General features: G+C 32.2%; 16 protein-coding genes and 1 riboswitch. Of the genes, 1 reads left to right on the forward strand and 15 read right to left on the reverse strand.

The features are described from left to right. Positions 1 to 101: 101 nt before the first annotated feature. Positions 102 to 229, forward strand: a riboswitch (cyclic di-AMP (ydaO/yuaA leader). Between the two features lie 2 nt (positions 230 to 231). Beyond that, on the forward strand, positions 232 to 756 hold the full coding sequence (locus CLJU_RS19935; protein ID WP_013240637.1) for a cell wall hydrolase: 525 nt from the start codon (positions 232 to 234) through the stop codon (positions 754 to 756). A gap of 44 nt (positions 757 to 800) precedes the next feature. Here CLJU_RS19935 and CLJU_RS19940 read toward each other — a convergent pair whose 3' ends face one another. From CLJU_RS19940 to glmL, 15 genes are all read right to left on the reverse strand, one after another. After that, positions 801 to 1,658, reverse strand: coding sequence for an NAD(P)/FAD-dependent oxidoreductase (locus CLJU_RS19940; RefSeq protein ID WP_013240638.1), 858 nt, complete (start codon positions 1,656 to 1,658; stop codon positions 801 to 803). Positions 1,659 to 1,755: 97 nt separating this feature from the next. Continuing rightward, positions 1,756 to 2,073: a thioredoxin gene (trxA, locus tag CLJU_RS19945; protein ID WP_013240639.1), complete on the reverse strand. Its 318-nt coding sequence runs from the start codon at positions 2,071 to 2,073 to the stop codon at positions 1,756 to 1,758. A gap of 110 nt (positions 2,074 to 2,183) precedes the next feature. Further along, on the reverse strand, positions 2,184 to 3,416 hold the full coding sequence (locus CLJU_RS19950; RefSeq protein ID WP_013240640.1) for a tetratricopeptide repeat protein: 1,233 nt from the start codon (positions 3,414 to 3,416) through the stop codon (positions 2,184 to 2,186). Next, complete coding sequence (locus CLJU_RS19955) at positions 3,409 to 4,167, reverse strand: DUF4652 domain-containing protein (protein ID WP_013240641.1); 759 nt, start codon at positions 4,165 to 4,167, stop codon at positions 3,409 to 3,411. The genes CLJU_RS19950 and CLJU_RS19955 overlap by 8 nt, the downstream gene beginning before the upstream one ends. Before the next feature lie 195 nt (positions 4,168 to 4,362). After that, positions 4,363 to 5,976: a phosphoenolpyruvate--protein phosphotransferase gene (gene ptsP / locus CLJU_RS19960; protein WP_013240642.1), complete on the reverse strand. Its 1,614-nt coding sequence runs from the start codon at positions 5,974 to 5,976 to the stop codon at positions 4,363 to 4,365. Positions 5,977 to 6,161: 185 nt separating this feature from the next. After that, entirely contained in the window at positions 6,162 to 6,857 is a 696-nt protein-coding gene (locus CLJU_RS19965; protein ID WP_013240643.1) for a tetratricopeptide repeat protein, read from the reverse strand. 12 nt (positions 6,858 to 6,869) lie between these two features. Next, positions 6,870 to 7,910, reverse strand: coding sequence for a [citrate (pro-3S)-lyase] ligase (citC, locus tag CLJU_RS19970; RefSeq protein ID WP_013240644.1), 1,041 nt, complete (start codon positions 7,908 to 7,910; stop codon positions 6,870 to 6,872). Positions 7,911 to 7,943: 33 nt separating this feature from the next. Next, on the reverse strand, positions 7,944 to 9,485 hold the full coding sequence (citF, locus tag CLJU_RS19975) for a citrate lyase subunit alpha (protein WP_013240645.1): 1,542 nt from the start codon (positions 9,483 to 9,485) through the stop codon (positions 7,944 to 7,946). A 64-nt stretch (positions 9,486 to 9,549) separates the two neighbouring features. After that, the gene (locus tag CLJU_RS19980) at positions 9,550 to 10,422 is read right to left on the reverse strand and encodes an HpcH/HpaI aldolase/citrate lyase family protein (RefSeq protein ID WP_013240646.1); all 873 of its coding nucleotides are present in this window, start codon (positions 10,420 to 10,422) and stop codon (positions 9,550 to 9,552) included. Between the two features lie 13 nt (positions 10,423 to 10,435). Next, on the reverse strand, positions 10,436 to 10,699 hold the full coding sequence (gene citD / locus CLJU_RS19985; RefSeq protein WP_013240647.1) for a citrate lyase acyl carrier protein: 264 nt from the start codon (positions 10,697 to 10,699) through the stop codon (positions 10,436 to 10,438). Positions 10,700 to 10,789: 90 nt separating this feature from the next. Continuing rightward, positions 10,790 to 11,356 carry a Fe-S-containing hydro-lyase gene (locus CLJU_RS19990; protein WP_013240648.1) on the reverse strand — a complete coding sequence of 189 codons (567 nt, stop codon included), beginning with the start codon at positions 11,354 to 11,356 and terminating at the stop codon, positions 10,790 to 10,792. Between the two features lie 63 nt (positions 11,357 to 11,419). Beyond that, positions 11,420 to 12,262 carry a fumarate hydratase gene (locus CLJU_RS19995; protein ID WP_013240649.1) on the reverse strand — a complete coding sequence of 281 codons (843 nt, stop codon included), beginning with the start codon at positions 12,260 to 12,262 and terminating at the stop codon, positions 11,420 to 11,422. A gap of 200 nt (positions 12,263 to 12,462) precedes the next feature. Beyond that, on the reverse strand, positions 12,463 to 13,704 hold the full coding sequence (locus CLJU_RS20000; protein WP_013240650.1) for a methylaspartate ammonia-lyase: 1,242 nt from the start codon (positions 13,702 to 13,704) through the stop codon (positions 12,463 to 12,465). 35 nt (positions 13,705 to 13,739) lie between these two features. Continuing rightward, positions 13,740 to 15,197: a methylaspartate mutase subunit E gene (locus CLJU_RS20005; RefSeq protein ID WP_013240651.1), complete on the reverse strand. Its 1,458-nt coding sequence runs from the start codon at positions 15,195 to 15,197 to the stop codon at positions 13,740 to 13,742. 21 nt (positions 15,198 to 15,218) lie between these two features. Then, the gene (gene glmL / locus CLJU_RS20010) at positions 15,219 to 16,631 is read right to left on the reverse strand and encodes a methylaspartate mutase accessory protein GlmL (protein WP_013240652.1); all 1,413 of its coding nucleotides are present in this window, start codon (positions 16,629 to 16,631) and stop codon (positions 15,219 to 15,221) included. Positions 16,632 to 16,643 lie beyond the last annotated feature (12 nt).

Below are 16,643 nucleotides of genomic sequence, written 5' to 3' on the forward strand. Positions count from 1 at the left end.
AAATTATACACTATTTGATATTGTTTATATCACGTAATAAATTATTTTATAAAATTTTAATAAAATACATTTTTATCGTATTTTATTTTTTTATATGGGTACAATATCATTAGCCTAAGTTTTACTAAAAACGCGGGGAAACCAGTAACATTGGGGTGAATCGTATTTACGTAGGTTATGCCTTTACCGAACCCGTCAGCTAACCCCGTCGGTAATAAGGAGAGGATTAGATTGAAAAAAATTTTTTGTTTAATACTGTTTTCTTTACTGTTACTTATTCCTTTTTCTAAAGTAACTGCAAAGAATTTAGACAGTACCAGTTCCAATTTATTTAATGGTCAAGAAGAAGTCGTGCAAGTGTTTAATTACTCTGATCAAAAGATATATATAACTCAAAATGATGTTGATTTAATGGCTAAAGTTGTTTATGCTGAAAGCAATTCAGAACCATTTGAAGGGCAGGTAGCAGTAGCTTCCGTAATACTAAACAGATTAAAATACCCTGAGTTTCCAAAGACAGTAGAAGGTGTTATAAAACAGAGGGGTGCTTTTTCCTGTGTCAAAAATGGTACTATAAATGTATCTCCAAATGAAAGCAGTTATAGTGCAGTTTCTCAGGCTCTAAAAGGTATAGATCCTTCAGGTAAATCTATTTTCTTTTATAATCCCCAAATAGCCACATCTCAATGGATGAAAAACATAGATAAAAGAAATATGAGAACTATAGGGCATCATGTATTTTTTGTAGCTAATTAAAAAAATCCCCCTCATCTTTTTTTAAGATGAGGGGGATTTTTTAATTAATTTTTATCAATGTAAAAGACAGCATTTAGTGCTGCTACCTGTCCCTGTCCTGCGGCTTTCATATACTGATAAGGTCTCCCCACACAATCTCCTGCTGCAAAACAACCTTCAATATTAGTCTTCATATCCATATCTACTTTTATATGTCCATTTTCCATAATAAGTCCCGGTACCAATTTATCTGGTGCTATGCTATCTTTTAAAACAAACACTCCATCTGTAACTATTTCCTTACTTTTCAAAATTACCTTTTCTACTTTATTTCCTCCAGATATCTCTACGACCTTATCTCTTACTACTTCTATATTTTCACTTAAATTTAAGCTTTCTTTATACATTGGTATATAGTATGTTTTTTTAGACAGTTCATTTACATAATTGGCTTCTGCTTCAGCTTCTTTATTATACCCTATTATAGTAACAACCTTTCCTCTATAAAGAGGCGCATCACAGGTAGCACAATATCCGACTCCTCTCCCTAGGAATTCTTCTTCCCCCTTTAATGCTTTTGTATATTCAATGCCAGTTGCCAATATAACTGCACTTGCTTCATACATTTTTTCATTTACAGCAACACCAAAATACTGTCCCATAGCATATATAGTATTTATTCTTTCATAAGTTATATTTATCCCCATGTTTGCCACATGCTGCTGAAATCTATCTTTTAACTGTATTCCTGTTATACCAGGAAGCCCTAGGTAATTATCTATTTTAGGTGCTTTTATTAATTTGCCACTGAGCTCGCTGCTTCCAAAAACAATTATATTTTTATTTCTTATTTTTGCATTAATTGCTGCTGACAGTCCCGCAGGGCCACTGCCTACTATAGCAATATCATATCTAGTGTCCATGCTACCACCTCCAATTTTTATTTTCTAATTTCATAGTTAAAATGACAAATCAACTAAATTGTCAATTTGTCATTTTAACAAATAAATATAATTTAAACTATATATGTTTTTTCAAAGCATCTTTTATTGCATCCTTTGGTCTGAATCCAACAAATTTATCTACCATATTTCCGTTTTTAAATACCATTACAGTTGGAATACTTGCAATTTTAAATTGTGCTGCTGTAACAGGATTCTCATCTACATTTAACTTAAAGAATTTTGCCTTTTCCCCCAACTCATCTGAAACTTCTTCTATTATAGGAGAAAGCATTTTACATGGTCCACACCATGAAGCCCAGAAATCTACAACTACAGGAGTAGGTGCATTTTCAATTGATTGTGAAAAATCTTGATCTTTTATTTCCTCTACCATTATTTGCCCTCCTTATACCCCGTAGGGGTATTATCTTTAATTATATTTTATAATATATTATCTACTAGGTCAACGTTTTTAGTCTATAAATTTAATGAAAAATAAAAATTTTAGTCATTTATCAAATTACTTATTATAGAATTATTGTAAATTGAATTAGGATATTTATCTACCAAGCTTTGAGCATATTTTTTTGCTTGTGACTTATCCGTATCTTTATATATAACGGCAAGTCTGTACAGTACAGTTTCTTCATAATCTCCATCAGAGAAGCCTTTATCATATTGGATATAATAATTTATAGCATTTTTTGTATCTCCTGAGGAATCTAAGGTTGTGGCAAGCATATATATTATGTCCGCATAAAGATAATTTTCACTTCCAAACTCATAAGCTTTTGTCAGATAAGCTTTGGCATTATTATAATCTTTACTATTTAAATAATTGGTTCCTAACTTATAAAAATAGGCAGATCCGTCTTGCTTTAAGAGATTTGAACCTTCTGAAAGAAGTGCTCCTTCATCAGTACTTAATTGTTTATCTTTCCACTTTTTAACCTCTATATATATAGAATCATAATCTTTATTTTGTATATAACCTTTAAACTTTTCCTGTGGGAAAACTTCTTTAGTGGTTTCGACTTTCGGTTTAGCCTTATTACTTACACCTGAAGCCTTTTGTCCACTATTTTTAATAGTAGAAGTTTTTATCTTTGCAAAATTTTTATTAAGCAAACTTTTATTTTTAATACCATTAAAAATTAATACAATTAAAACTACCGAACATATTACACCTGCTGAAATGCAAGCTACCTTTTTAAGTGGGAACTTTTTCTTTACTACATTTAAATCTTCAAGCATCTTCATGGTCTTTTTAGCTTCATCATTGTTTACATCAACTCTTAATACATTATTTAATTTTTCCAATGCACTTTTATACTCTCCCTTTTTTATATAACAAAGGGCACTGTAATTATTTACTTTAATATAATTAAAATCGCTTTCAGCACATTGTTCCAGTAACTTAAGTGCTTCATTTATTTTTAATTCTCTAATTAACCTTAAAGCCTTTACATACAAACTGAATCGAACATCATCTTCCTTTAAAGAACCGAGATATTTTTCTGAAACCCCATCTCCATTAACTTGATGGTTCATCTTCCAAAGTTTTTGAGCTTTATCTAAATCACCCTTAAGATAAAATAAAAGTCCCTTAAGATTAATAGATGCCCTATTTTTTATATTTAAAGATATACTTTCTTCACAAAGTTCTATTGCTTTATCTATATACCCATCATTATATTTTTTTAGAGCTTTATTGTATATTTTCTGAGACTTATCCATTTATCGTATATACCACTTTCCCATTAGAATTTTTAACTTCCATCTTATTATTTAAATTTGTGCTAAAAGAATTTATAGTCCAATTTTCTACATGACATTTATTATACACATCATCATCATATACATTGACTTTTAAATTTACAATATCTCCATTTTTCTCTGCAGACACTATCTGTTGTTTTTTACTTGGCATCTTTATTAATATTTCATTATCCCCTGTATCTACATTTAGCATATAAAGATCTCCACCTTTTGAAATGGATCCATTTGAATATCCTATAACCACCAATAAATTTTTATCATCAGCCCATTCCAAGTATTTCGGAGATAATTTAGTGTTGTTTTCAATTTGAAAGCTATAAACTTTCTGAGAACCTTTTATGATTATTTTCCCTGTACCCTCTTCTAATGCTTCACTGCCTTTTCCTTCTATACAGGCATTATAAGTTCCATTTTTGTTACTTTTCCAGGTAGTGTTAAAACTAACTGTAGAATTATTATTCATTTCTTGCTTTATAAATTTTATTTCACTTGAACTTTTAACAGCAGTAGAAGAAGTTTTCATTTTCTCCTTTGGCTTTTGAGTTTCTTTATTATTATTTGCATTGCTTGAGTCTATTTTTTTACTATTAGTACTACCGCTGCTTTGAGTGGAAGTAGAATTGCCTTTGCTGCCAAAACAGGCTGTAAGTCCTAAAGTAAAAATAACTAATAATGAACACATTATAAAACTCAATCTATTATTTTTCATGTATAATATATTCCTCCTTGTATAAAATTATATTGTTATTTTTGGGGCTATGCAGTCTTAGGCATTTTCAAATTAATAATCAATCAGTACGTTAGCCTATTTTTTATCATACTAACTTAATATTTAATTAAATTATACCATAATAATTCTATGCTAAAAACTACTGGTATGCTATTCTACCAGTAGTTTTTAATGTTACTTTTTCATTATAAGTTCTTTTGCCTTTAATATAGAGGAAGCACTCATAGAGAATTCATCTAATCCATATTCTACTAAAGTTTCAACAGCATTTTCATCTCCAGCCATTTCTCCACACATTCCACATATTTTTCCCTGTTTATGTGCAGCTTCTATGGTCATCTTTATAAGTTTCAAAACTGCTGGATGCATTGGATTGTAAATATAAGCTACTTTTTCATTCATCCTATCTGCTGCTAAAGTATATTGTATTAAATCATTAGTTCCAATACTGAAAAAGTCCACATACTTTGCAAGTTCATCTGAATTTACTGCGGCTGCAGGTATTTCTACCATTATTCCTGTTTGTAAATCTTTATTAAAACTCTTTCCCTCTTTAGTAAGTTCATCCATACACTCTTTCAATATTTCCTTGGCCTTTAAAAATTCTTCCAAAGAACTTATCATTGGAAACATTATTCTTAAATTTCCGAAAACAGATGCTCTCAAAAGAGCTCTTAGCTGGACTTTAAATATATCCGTTCTATCCAAACAAAGCCTTATAGCCCTATACCCTAAGAAAGGATTCATTTCCTCCGGTACAGGTAAATAGGAAAGCTTTTTATCTCCTCCTATATCTAATGTTCTTATAATTACAGGTCTTTTACCCATTTTCTCCACTACAGTTTTATAAGCATTAAATTGTTCCTCTTCTCCAGGCATACTATCCCTATCCATATATAAAAATTCGGTTCTAAAAAGTCCTATACCCTCTCCCCCATTTTTTAGAACCTGATCTACATCTTCTGGCTTACCTATGTTTCCAAAAACCTCTACTCTGTTTCCATACTTTGTAAATGTTTCTACATCTATTAAAGCTTTAAGTTTCTCTCTTTCTTTATTATAATTTTCTTTTTTTATCTTATAAGTATTTAAAGTATTTTTATCCGGGTTTATTATAACTTCACCTTCTACTCCATCTACTATAATAAGGTCTCCATCTTTAACTGAATCTGTTATATCGTTTAGGCCAACTACTGCTGGTATTTCAAGGGTTCTAGCCATAATTGCACTGTGAGAAGTTCTTCCTCCAATGTCTGTAACAAAGGCTATTACTTTACTCTTATCCAGCTGTGCTGTATCTGAAGGAGTTAAGTCATGAGCTACAACTACCGTATTATTTTCCATGTCAATTATGGAAGAGTTATTTCCTGTAAGGTTTGCAAGTATTCTACTACCTACATCCTTTATATCTGCTCCACGTTCTCTCATATACTCGTCTTCCATAGCCTGAAAGGTTTTCATATATAAATCTACTATATCATAAAGTGCACTTTCTGCATTCACATGATCATTTACTATCTTTACTGTTACTGCACCTGCAAATTCTACATCATCTAAAAGCATAATATGACTTTCAAATACTTCTGCCTTATCTTTACCTACTTCTTTTTCAGCTTTTGCCTTAATTTTCTCCAATTGACTTTTTGATAATTCAAGGGCTTTTTGAAACCTTTCTTTTTCCTGTATCACATCATCTATATGCCTTTTTTCTATACTTATTTCAGTTTTCATTTTTACAACTACTTTTCCTATTGCATAACCTTTAGAAGCCGATATACCTTTTTTCATTTATTTTCCTCCTAAAATCGTATATTTATACAAAGTTATATATAAATGTTGCTATAAATATTTATTTTTTACATAATTATATCTCATATTCAAAAATTTTTAAATATATGTACTGTAAATTAATCATTTTAATATAAAATATTACAATTTAGAAAATAACTGTCTAAGTTATGCATAAATAGTATCTATTTAATTAAATCCTGAAATTGACTTGAATCTTTTACAGGATCAAAATCTTTCTCTTCTCTAGCAATAGATTTAATATCTGGTGACATATTTACGGCTATTTTTAAAAATTTAACTGTATTTTCAACATCTCCACGTCTTCCATATATGCTAGCCTTTCCATAATAACTCCAAATATAATTTTCTATCTCCAAATCTTTATCATACCAATTAAGTGCATCATCGTATTTGGCATAAAGTTCATAAGCCAGAGCTTTATTGAACCTGGCATATCCAAAATTAGGGTTAATTTCAAGTGCTTTATCTATATTTTTCATACCTTCTTCATAGTTATTACTGTAACATAATGCTATACCCTTTATATTATAAGCTTTATAAAATTCCTTATCCTCATTTATAATTTCATCCGCTTTAGCAATAGCATCAGAGTACTTTTTATTGCTAAAAAGCTTTTGTGCTTCATCATATTTTTTCTCTTCATCCTTTTTTCCATCTGCAGGTTTTATAACTGAATTTTTTTCTACATTATTATTAGATTTTTGTATAACGTTTTCATTTTTTTTATTCATATAGATGTCTTTTCCTATAAGTGCTATGGAAAATATACAAAGAACACAAAATATTATCACTTTAGTCTTTAAAGAAAATTTCCCGAATAATCTGGAGCCCATTCTTTTTCTATTTTTAAAAGCCATCTATTTCTCCCCCTAAAAAGCCTTATGAAGTTTATTCTTTACAATGTCTCTTCCTCTATCAGAATTTAAAAATTGCCAGGTAGATTGTGGAACAATTTTCTCTATTACATCCATTCTACCTGCACATAAAAGCTTCCTTACCTTGGAAGCACTTATATATTCTTCATTATACTTTTCTCTTTCAATTTCTACAACCTCTACATTATAGATAGGCATAATTTTTTTCAAGGTTTCATTATAAGTGCTAGTAACATCACAATAAGGTTCCTTTCCTACAAATCTTTTTTTTATATTAAACCTCTTACAAATATACTTCCCAAATATGCCGCTGTCTATTTCTTCATAAGCCTGTAATCTTTCATCTGTTTTTTTTATGAAATAATTGGGGAATGTAGCTTGAGATATAATGTATTCTCCTGCTGGAATTACTTTAACATTTTTTAAATCTTGTGTTCCTGTTTTCACCATAGTATATCTATCAGAAAATGGGAAGTCAGATCTATCCTCCTCCACCAAAAACAATAAAACTTGATTACAGTTTTTTGCAGCTTCTTCTACCAAATACCTGTGTCCTTTTGTAAAAGGATTGCAATTCATCACTAAAGCAGTACTTTCTATATTATTGTCTATAGAATATTTTTCACTTATACTATCTAAAAATTTATCTATATTATATATACCATACTCTAAAAGGGCAGCTTTTTCTGCTCTATATAAAAGTTTAAAGTTCAAAGAAGTAAACACATTGATTCTATCTGGTTTTGTAAATATAAAATTATGAAATATTCCTTCATTAAAACTCTTGTCAATTAAATGGGATATAAGTGATGAAGTTAAATTTTCCCCTCTCATGTCTTCTGACACTGCAAAACATTTGAATATGTTGCCTGCCTTAGAACAAGTTGCCTTTATGCTTCTATTATTGTCTCTAAGTACTACAGTGTAGTCTACATCTTCGTCCAGTGTTAAATCAAACTTTTGTAAAAAACAAATTACCTCATCTTTTTCCTGCTCCGAACTCAAATCTATACTTTCAAGGGATAAATCGTACATAACTTCATCCTTCCTTCCCATCTTTTTGTAAAATTAAGATATAACTTTTCTAACTACATCAATTACAGTTCCATCTCTATACTCAACTACTGCTACTATTTCATCAGAAGTTTTTATAGCCTCTGGTTTTCCTGTCATCTTCTCAGCTGTTTCCTTTAATTCTTCTATAGTCATAACTGGCAAATTAGCTTTCTTTAATTTTTCTATTAAATCTTCTCTTTTTGGATTTACTGCTATTCCTCTATCTGTTACAACTACATCTATACTTTCTCCTGGTGTGGTTACTGTAGTTACCTTGTCCTTTATTATTGGTAGTCTACCTTTTATAAGATTTGTAACAACTATGGCAAGCTTTGCTCCTGCTGCAGTATCGCTGTGTCCACCTGAACCACCCATTATCATACCATCTGATCCTGTTGTTACATTTACATTAAAATCTGTATCTATTTCTGTAGCTCCTAGTATCATCACATCTAGATTATTTACTACTGAGCCTCTGTTATGTGGGTTTCCATACATAGAACCTGACATTGTCTGGTGTTTTGGATTGTCTCTATAAGATTCCACTGCTTTTAAGTCAAAACACTGTACATCAAAAATGTTTCTAAACAGTCCTTCTTGAAGCATATCAACTATATATCCTGTTATTCCTCCTGCTGCAAAACTGCCTGTAACTTCTTTTTTCTTCATTATATCTTTCAATTCCATAGCTACTGCAAGAGAAGTTCCTCCTGCTCCTGTCTGAAAAGACATTCCTTCTTTTACAAGTCCTGATGCTTCTATTACCTTTGAAGCCATCTTTGCTATTTTAAGTCCTACAGGATCTTTTGTTATCCTGGTAGTTCCTGATACTATTCCTTCAGGGTTCCCTATGGAATCCATTTTTACTACATAATCTACATATTCCTGACTTATTTCTATTGGACATGCAGGATAAGGTACTAAGTTATCTGTAACTGCTACAACTGTATCTGCATACTGGGCATCTGCTATTGCATATCCGAGAGATCCACAAGCAGATTTTCCATATACTCCATTTATATTTCCATAGGTATCTGCTGTAGGTGCACCAATAAATGCCACATCTATATGAAGATCACCACTTTCAATTGCCCTTGGTCTTCCACCATGAGTCATCATGATTGAAGGTTTCTTTGAATACCCTTTTGATATTGCTTCTGCTACTGGCCCTGATATATAATCCGCTATAATCTGGGTAACTACTCCATTTTTCATATGCTCTACCAGCGGTTCATGTATTGGAAATATACTACTTGCTGCTACAGTTATATCCTTTATTCCTCTTTTGGCAAGTGCATATATTACATTGTTAAGTACAAAATCTCCATTTCTCAAATGGTGGTGAAATGACACAGTCATCCCATCCTTTAATTCTATCTTATCAAGTACTTCATCTATACTATTTAATACCTTATCTTCTCCAGGTTTTACACTTTTTATTTTTACTCCTGCCTTTTCTCTTAATCCATAGTTTGCAAAGGCACCTTCAAAAGGCTTTACCTTGCCATAACCTTCTATGTAATCAGGAATTTCTCTTCCAACTGAATTTTTCACTGTAATCCCTCATTTCTACTTATTATTCTCAATTTATCTAATTAAATAAACAGAATTTTTGGCATCAGATAAATCCAAGTAATTTTGCTAGTTCTACAGTAGTTACTGCTCTGCTTATTACTGGGGCATCTACCATTTTCCCATCTAACGAAAATACTCCAAGTCCTTTTTGTTGTGCTTCATCTCTTGCTTTTAGCACTCTAACAGCATGGTCTATTTCTTCTTTTGCAGGTGCAAATACTTCATGTATACTGTCAATTTGCCTTGGATTTATAGCTGCCTTTCCTGTAAATCCTAACTTTTTCGCTGTTGTTGTATCTTTTTTCAATCCTTCATAATCATTTGTATCTGTAAATGGTGTATCTATAGCATCTACCCTAGCTGCCCTACAAGCTGTAGAAACTCTATTTCTTGCGTAGAATATTTCCTGACCTTCCTTTGTTCTCTTTATTCCAAAATCAGAAGTCAAATCCTCTGCTCCTAAGAGTACAGCTGCCACTCTTTTTGATGAGTTTATTATGTTATATACGTTTTCAAGTCCATAAGCAGTTTCAACTATAGGTATTAATTTTATTGAACCTTTTTCAAATGATTCTTCTTCCTCTATGCCAGTTAATATTTTATCTATTTCTTCTAATTGTTTTTCAGTTGCCTTTGGAATCATTAGCGAATCAGGTTTAACTCTAGCTATAGTATCTATATCCTTTGGTCCATATTCTGTATCTAAAGGATTTACCCTAACTACAAGTTCTACCTTAGAATAATCTACATTGCAAATGGCTTCTTTTACAAGCAATCTTGCACTATCTTTTTCTGTAAGACTTACTGCATCTTCCAAATCAAGTATGACAGAATCTGCTCCAAGTATAGGTGCATTTTGAAGCATACCTGGATTGTTTCCTGGCATAAAAAGCATTGTTCTTCTCAATTTTTTCATTACAATCACCTCTCTATAATGCTCTTCTCAAAGCTGTTTCAACTCTTGCTTTAATAGTATAGTCCAGTGCTCCCTTGTCCTGAGCTTTTATCACTGCACTTTTTACTCCCAGTTCATTTACTTTATCTAATATGGTCTTTTTTATTTGTTTTCCAAATTGTTTCATAACTACACTCTCAAGTTCAAGTTCTATACCATCCTTGTCATTTGGCATTACCATAATGAGTATATCATTTGACTCAAGAGTGCCTGCCTTTGCTGGTTTATTTATTTTCATAAAATGCTACCTCCTTAAAATATGGATTATCCTGCATAATTGCAACATAATCCACATCAATTGTTTGCTTCTAAAATCTATCAATGAATCCTACTTAGACTGGTCCACAGAGTCCAAGTACTCTTTTCGTCCTGATTCATATAAATTATTGCCCTCTGAATCTATTACTACAATTACAGGTAAGTCTTTTACTTCTAATTTTCTTATAGCTTCAGAATCCAAATCTTCATAAGCTACTACTTCTGCTTTCTTTATGGATTTTGCTACAAGTGCTGCAGCCCCGCCTATTGCAGCAAAGTAAACAGCTTTATTTTTCTTCATGGATTCTATAACTTCTTTTGAACGAAGGCCTTTTCCTATCATTCCCTTTAAACCTATATCAAGCAGTCTTGGTGCAAATGGATCCATTCTATAACTACTTGTTGGTCCTGCTGAACCTATTACATGGCCTGGTTTTGCAGGACTTGGTCCTGCGTAATATATTATTTCATCTTTTACATTTATAGGAAGTGATTTACCTTCATCTAATAATTCAACTAATCTCTTATGAGCAGCATCTCTAGCAGTATATATTGTCCCTGATATTAAAACACTATCCCCTGCTTTTAAAGTTTTAACCTTTTCTTCCGTTAACGGAGTAGTTATCTTTTTTTCCATATACATGCCGTTAAATAAAACGGCTTTTCAACTCCTCTCTGAATTTCAACTTGAAATTTAATATTACAATTCTATTTCCTTATGTCTTGTAACGTGACAATTTATATTTACGGCTACAGGTAATCCTGCTATATGGGTAGGATAAGTTTCTATATTTACTGCAAGAGCTGTAGTCTTTCCCCCTAGTCCTTGAGGTCCTATACCAAGGAGATTTATTTTGTCTAAAAGTTCATTTTCTAAATCTGAATAAAACTTATTTTTATTTCTTTCAGATAATGGTCTTACAAGAGCTTTCTTTGCAAGATTTGCAGCCTTGTCAAAAGTTCCTCCTATACCTACTCCTACAACCATAGGAGGACATGGATTTGGTCCTGCGTCCTTTACTACTTTTATTACAAAATCTTTAACACCCTTAAGACCATCTGCTGGTTTAAGCATTTTTATCTGACTCATATTTTCTGATCCAAATCCTTTAGGAGCCACTTTTATGTTAAGTTTATCTCCTGGAACTATTTCATAATATATTACTGCAGGAGTATTGTCCTTAGTATTAACTCTATTTATAGGATCAGAGACTACAGATTTTCTTAAATACCCTTCTACATACCCCTGGCCTACTCCCTTATTTATTGCGTCTTCTAAACTTCCTCCTACTATATGAACATCCTGGCCAATTGTTATAAATACACAAGCCATTCCTGTATCTTGACACATAGGCACATCTTCATTTTTAGATATATCTATATTTTCAAGTATTTTACCTAAAATGTCTTTTGCAGTAGGCCATTTTTCGTCCTCTTCACATTCTTTTATCTTTTTCTTAACATCCTCCGAAAGATAATAATTGGCATCTATACAGAGATTTCTAACAGCTTTAGTTATAGTGGATACATCTACTTCTCTCATAATTTAACACCATTCTCCTTAATTGTATTTTTAATGTATAACAAGCTCATTATATAAGGTTTTAAAGCAAAAAATCAACTCGTTTTACGTATACTAATTTTTAATTACTAAAATATATCTAAAAGTTAATAAAACATATTTTAGGTCCAATAAAGTATATATGAAAAGGCAGTTTAAAAAACCGCCTTTTCATATATTTTCTATTTTCTTCTATTTACTAATGCAACTACTCTATTCATTTCATTATTAACTATCATATATCCTTCATCTACACCCATACCTGGTTTTGCAAGAACTTGTTTTGCACCGCAAGCCATTCCTATGTTAGTTGTAACTTCTGCGGATCTGTTTGTTTCATTACAAGTTCCTCCACAATAAGCTCCCATATCATGATCTTTACAATACATGATAGCATCAGCTATATTGTTAACTCCACCTAAATCCGGAGTTTTTATTTGAACCATATGACCTGCTTTATTATCTGTAAAGAATTTAACATCATCTACTGTATTACACCATTCATCTGCTACTAATTCTGCATCTATTTTTCTACTATCTATCTCTGCTCTCAAATCCCTTAGAGCTTCCATCTGTTTTTGTCTATCTTCTACATCCATTGGTCCTTCAATTCTCAAATGGAATGGATTTGCTGCTTCTGCAAGTGAAGCTATATAGTCAGCCATAGCTTTTGTATCATATTTAAAGGCAATACCTATAGTTCCATATACATCAATGTGGAATATTGGGCTGTAATCTTTAGAAGTTCTAAGTTCTATTACTCTATTTCTAAGCCACTTAACATATTCTAAAAGTTTTTCTCCATGCATTCCAAGTTTTTCTTCTACATTGTTTATAAGGGCATGTGGCATAACATCTGCACCTTTTATTATCATCTTGTCTACATTATCATATCTATCATCACCGGATTGTGTAAATATTGGAACTCTCTTTATTTCACCTTTTGGATTATATTCATTTCTTATAACTTCTGCCATTGTTATTTTCTTTGATTTTGCTACAGCATCTAATATAGCTTGTGTTATACCATATCTTATAGCTGTATGAAGTCTCTTACCATTTACCTTCATACTATCAAATTCTTCTGCTAATGACTTAAACTCGTTTAATTCTCTTCCTATTAATTTGGGAGCTATTTCCTTTTCTATAACTGGTATAAAATCTTTAGCTAAAAATAATGGATCTCTTCCACCTGCACCTGAATATTGAACAGCAGCACAATCACCATAAGCTACCTGTCCATCTTCTAGTACTAGCATTACGGATATAGCTTCTCCTGCCTGTCTAACTTTAGCAAATCCATCTGTTACAGGTTCGCCCACATAAGTAAATCCATTATGTTTAGCTCCTTTTTTTATAGCTCTCTGATCATCAAAATAAAATCCTGTTTTTCCTTCTGAGCAAATTACGTCAACTATTTTCATTTTAAGTCCTCCTTGAAAATTAAACTGTTTTTTAATTATTTTTCTTTTGGTCTTCCTATAAGTACTCCCTGTCCAACTGCAAATATATCATCTATAGTCATTTGAAAGCTTACTTCTCTATTTTCAAATTTTCCTCTTTCCTGTAACTTTCTCTGATTAAAGTCTTTTAATTCCTGACTAAAAGGAACATTTCCAAAGTGCAAATATCTAACTGCTCCTGTATTATCTCTTGCTGGCATCATCTTGCCTGCATTATATTTACTTGGTGCAAATGGTACATCTATAACTCCAGTTTCAAATGCTTTTACTGTTCCTACAGCTAAATCTCCCTTTCCAAGTTCAAATACTTTATCCAATATGCATTTTACTTCTGCTTTAATTACTGATATTTCATCTTCCAGATCTTTTGACATAGGAAGTCTCTGTCCACTTAACATATTTAAAGCCATTTTTGTAGCTTTTATTCCTGCTGCATTAGCTTCTTTGGTAGGGATTCCTATAGCTTCATGAGGTGTCTTAACTATAACTTTTGTTGCTCCTGCAAGGGCTGCTGTAGCCGCTCCTGTAGATATAACTCCAAAAGCTTTTGCTTCATCTGCAGGGAATCCTCCCATCCACTGATGAAATACTGTAGTTATATAAACATCATTGTATCCGTACTTTTTCAAATATTCATCTATCTGCTGCTCTAATGCTTTCATAGCTGCTACATCCTGAATTACATTACCACACTCACCATATCCTACAGTTATATTCTTAACACCCTGTTCTGCTGCAAGTAACCCCTCTATTATAGCTACTGCATTTGAAGTACTTGGTGGTACTAATGTTCCTGTAAGCGGTCCAAACGGTTCTCTATTTATGGATACTCCATTTTCTTCATAGAACCCAACTAATCTATCACAATACTGCCAATCTACAAGTGACTTAGCTATTGAAACATTCTTTGCATAAGGCACATTATAGGATATACATCCTCCTTCATTTGAAGTAAATCCACCTGCATGAATTATTTCTGCTAAAAGTCTTGAATCTGGAGTACCATGTCTAGCCTGTACTGGTAAATCCAATGCTTCTACTACTTGTCTGCATCCCTTGACTCCGTGATTTACTCCTGGGAATCCATTTAAAAGTGACCTTCCCTGAGATTTACTTTCTTTTATACCTACTTCACATTCATCATATCTATTTTGTCTCGTATAACTATCTATAGTTGTTGGAAGGAGATCAGCTCCTCCTTCATCTTGTAAATGTTTTAATAATTTAATATGATCATCTATAAGTGCAACTCCAGCTCTTGGTTGAGCTAAAGTAATTCCCTGTTCTTTTGCCTTTATTAACTTTTTAGGGAAGCTTTTATGCTCAGGCAATTTCTTTAAATAATCTACTGCTTCCTTAAGATCAACTTCCTTACCTGTTGGCCATTGACTTAAAACTTCTTCTCTAACTTTAAAAAATTGTTCTTCTGACCATTTTTTATTTTTAAGTTCCATATCTTTACCCCCTTATATTTTCTATTTTGTTATACAACATATTTTTTTAGTGTTAACTAAATATTTTTTCATTATTCTAACTGCTATATCCGGATACTCTTCTGAAAGCAGTCCCATAGCAGATAATATATAACTTCTATCTATTAAATACTCTGGATTCTTTGGCTTCAAATGCATAGGATCTTCTGTAGTAAAAATTCCCGCTTTTAATATTTCTTCAGGATTCTCACTATGAACCAATACTCCACCTGTTCCTATGAGGTATTTGGTATTCAAAAGATCTTTTCCTATCTGAGAATATACAACTCCACAAGGGGTATACACACTAGTTAAAACTCCAACATGTCTTTCCATAGCCATTTCCGTAGCTACCTTTGCCATTGCTTCATCAAATTTTATATCTCTTTCATTATCAGGAATCATTTTTATATTTTCACTTCTATATTTACAGCCAGCCTCTATATCTATGCTTTTATCATCTAAATATTTGAGTACCCGTTTAGTACTGGCAGCTTCCCACAAGGACACTGCGGAATATCTCATTCCCAGATCTCCTTCTACAGTTCTCTTTGCAAAAGGCTCCTGTAATCCTCTTAAAGTCACTGCTGGTTTTGTAGGCTCTCCGTCAGCCAAAGAATGTACATCCGTAGTAGCTCCACCTATATCCACTACTACTAAATCACCTATACCCTCTTCTTTATCACTTCCAAGGCTCAAAGTTTTAGCAGCTTTCAATACAGCAGCTGGTGTAGGCATAAGGATGCCATTTATATAGTTTTCAGCATTTTTCATACCTTTGGCTTCAACTATTTTTTCCATGAATATTTTTCTTATTTCTTCCCTAGCTGGTTCAACATTCAAAGTATTTAGCTTAGGCATTACATTTTCAGCTACTTTATAAAACATTCCTGCATCTTCTAATATTTTTGATATTTCATCTTCTGCTACTTTATTTCCTGCTACAACTATAGGAATGTCCATTCCACTTTTAGCTAGCAATTTAGCATTGCCAATTATGCACTCTTTATTTCCACCATCTGTTCCACCGGCTAAAAGTATCATGTCTGGCTTTGAATTTTTTATCTCTTCCATTTCTTTTGAACTCAAATCATAACTATAAACATGCATAACTCTTGCTCCAGCACCAAGTGCTGCTCTTTTAGCAGCTTCAGCAGTAAGCTCTGGTACAAGGCCTATAGCAACCATTTTTAGTCCACCTGCAGCAGACGAGCATGCTAGTTTTTTTACAAAATCAACTTTTTTATCTTTTAATTTACTTTGTAATTCTGCATAGGCTTTGTTAAAACCTATCATTATGTCATCTTCCACTGTAGTTATAGCTTTAGCTGTGCCTAAAATCACTTCATTTTCTATATCTACAGCTGTCAACTTTGTATAGGTACTTCCAAAATCTATAAGCAAATATCCTTTCATAATTAACCACCT

The organism is Clostridium ljungdahlii DSM 13528, from assembly GCF_000143685.1.
Taxonomy (GTDB): Bacteria; Bacillota; Clostridia; order Clostridiales; family Clostridiaceae; genus Clostridium_B; species Clostridium_B ljungdahlii.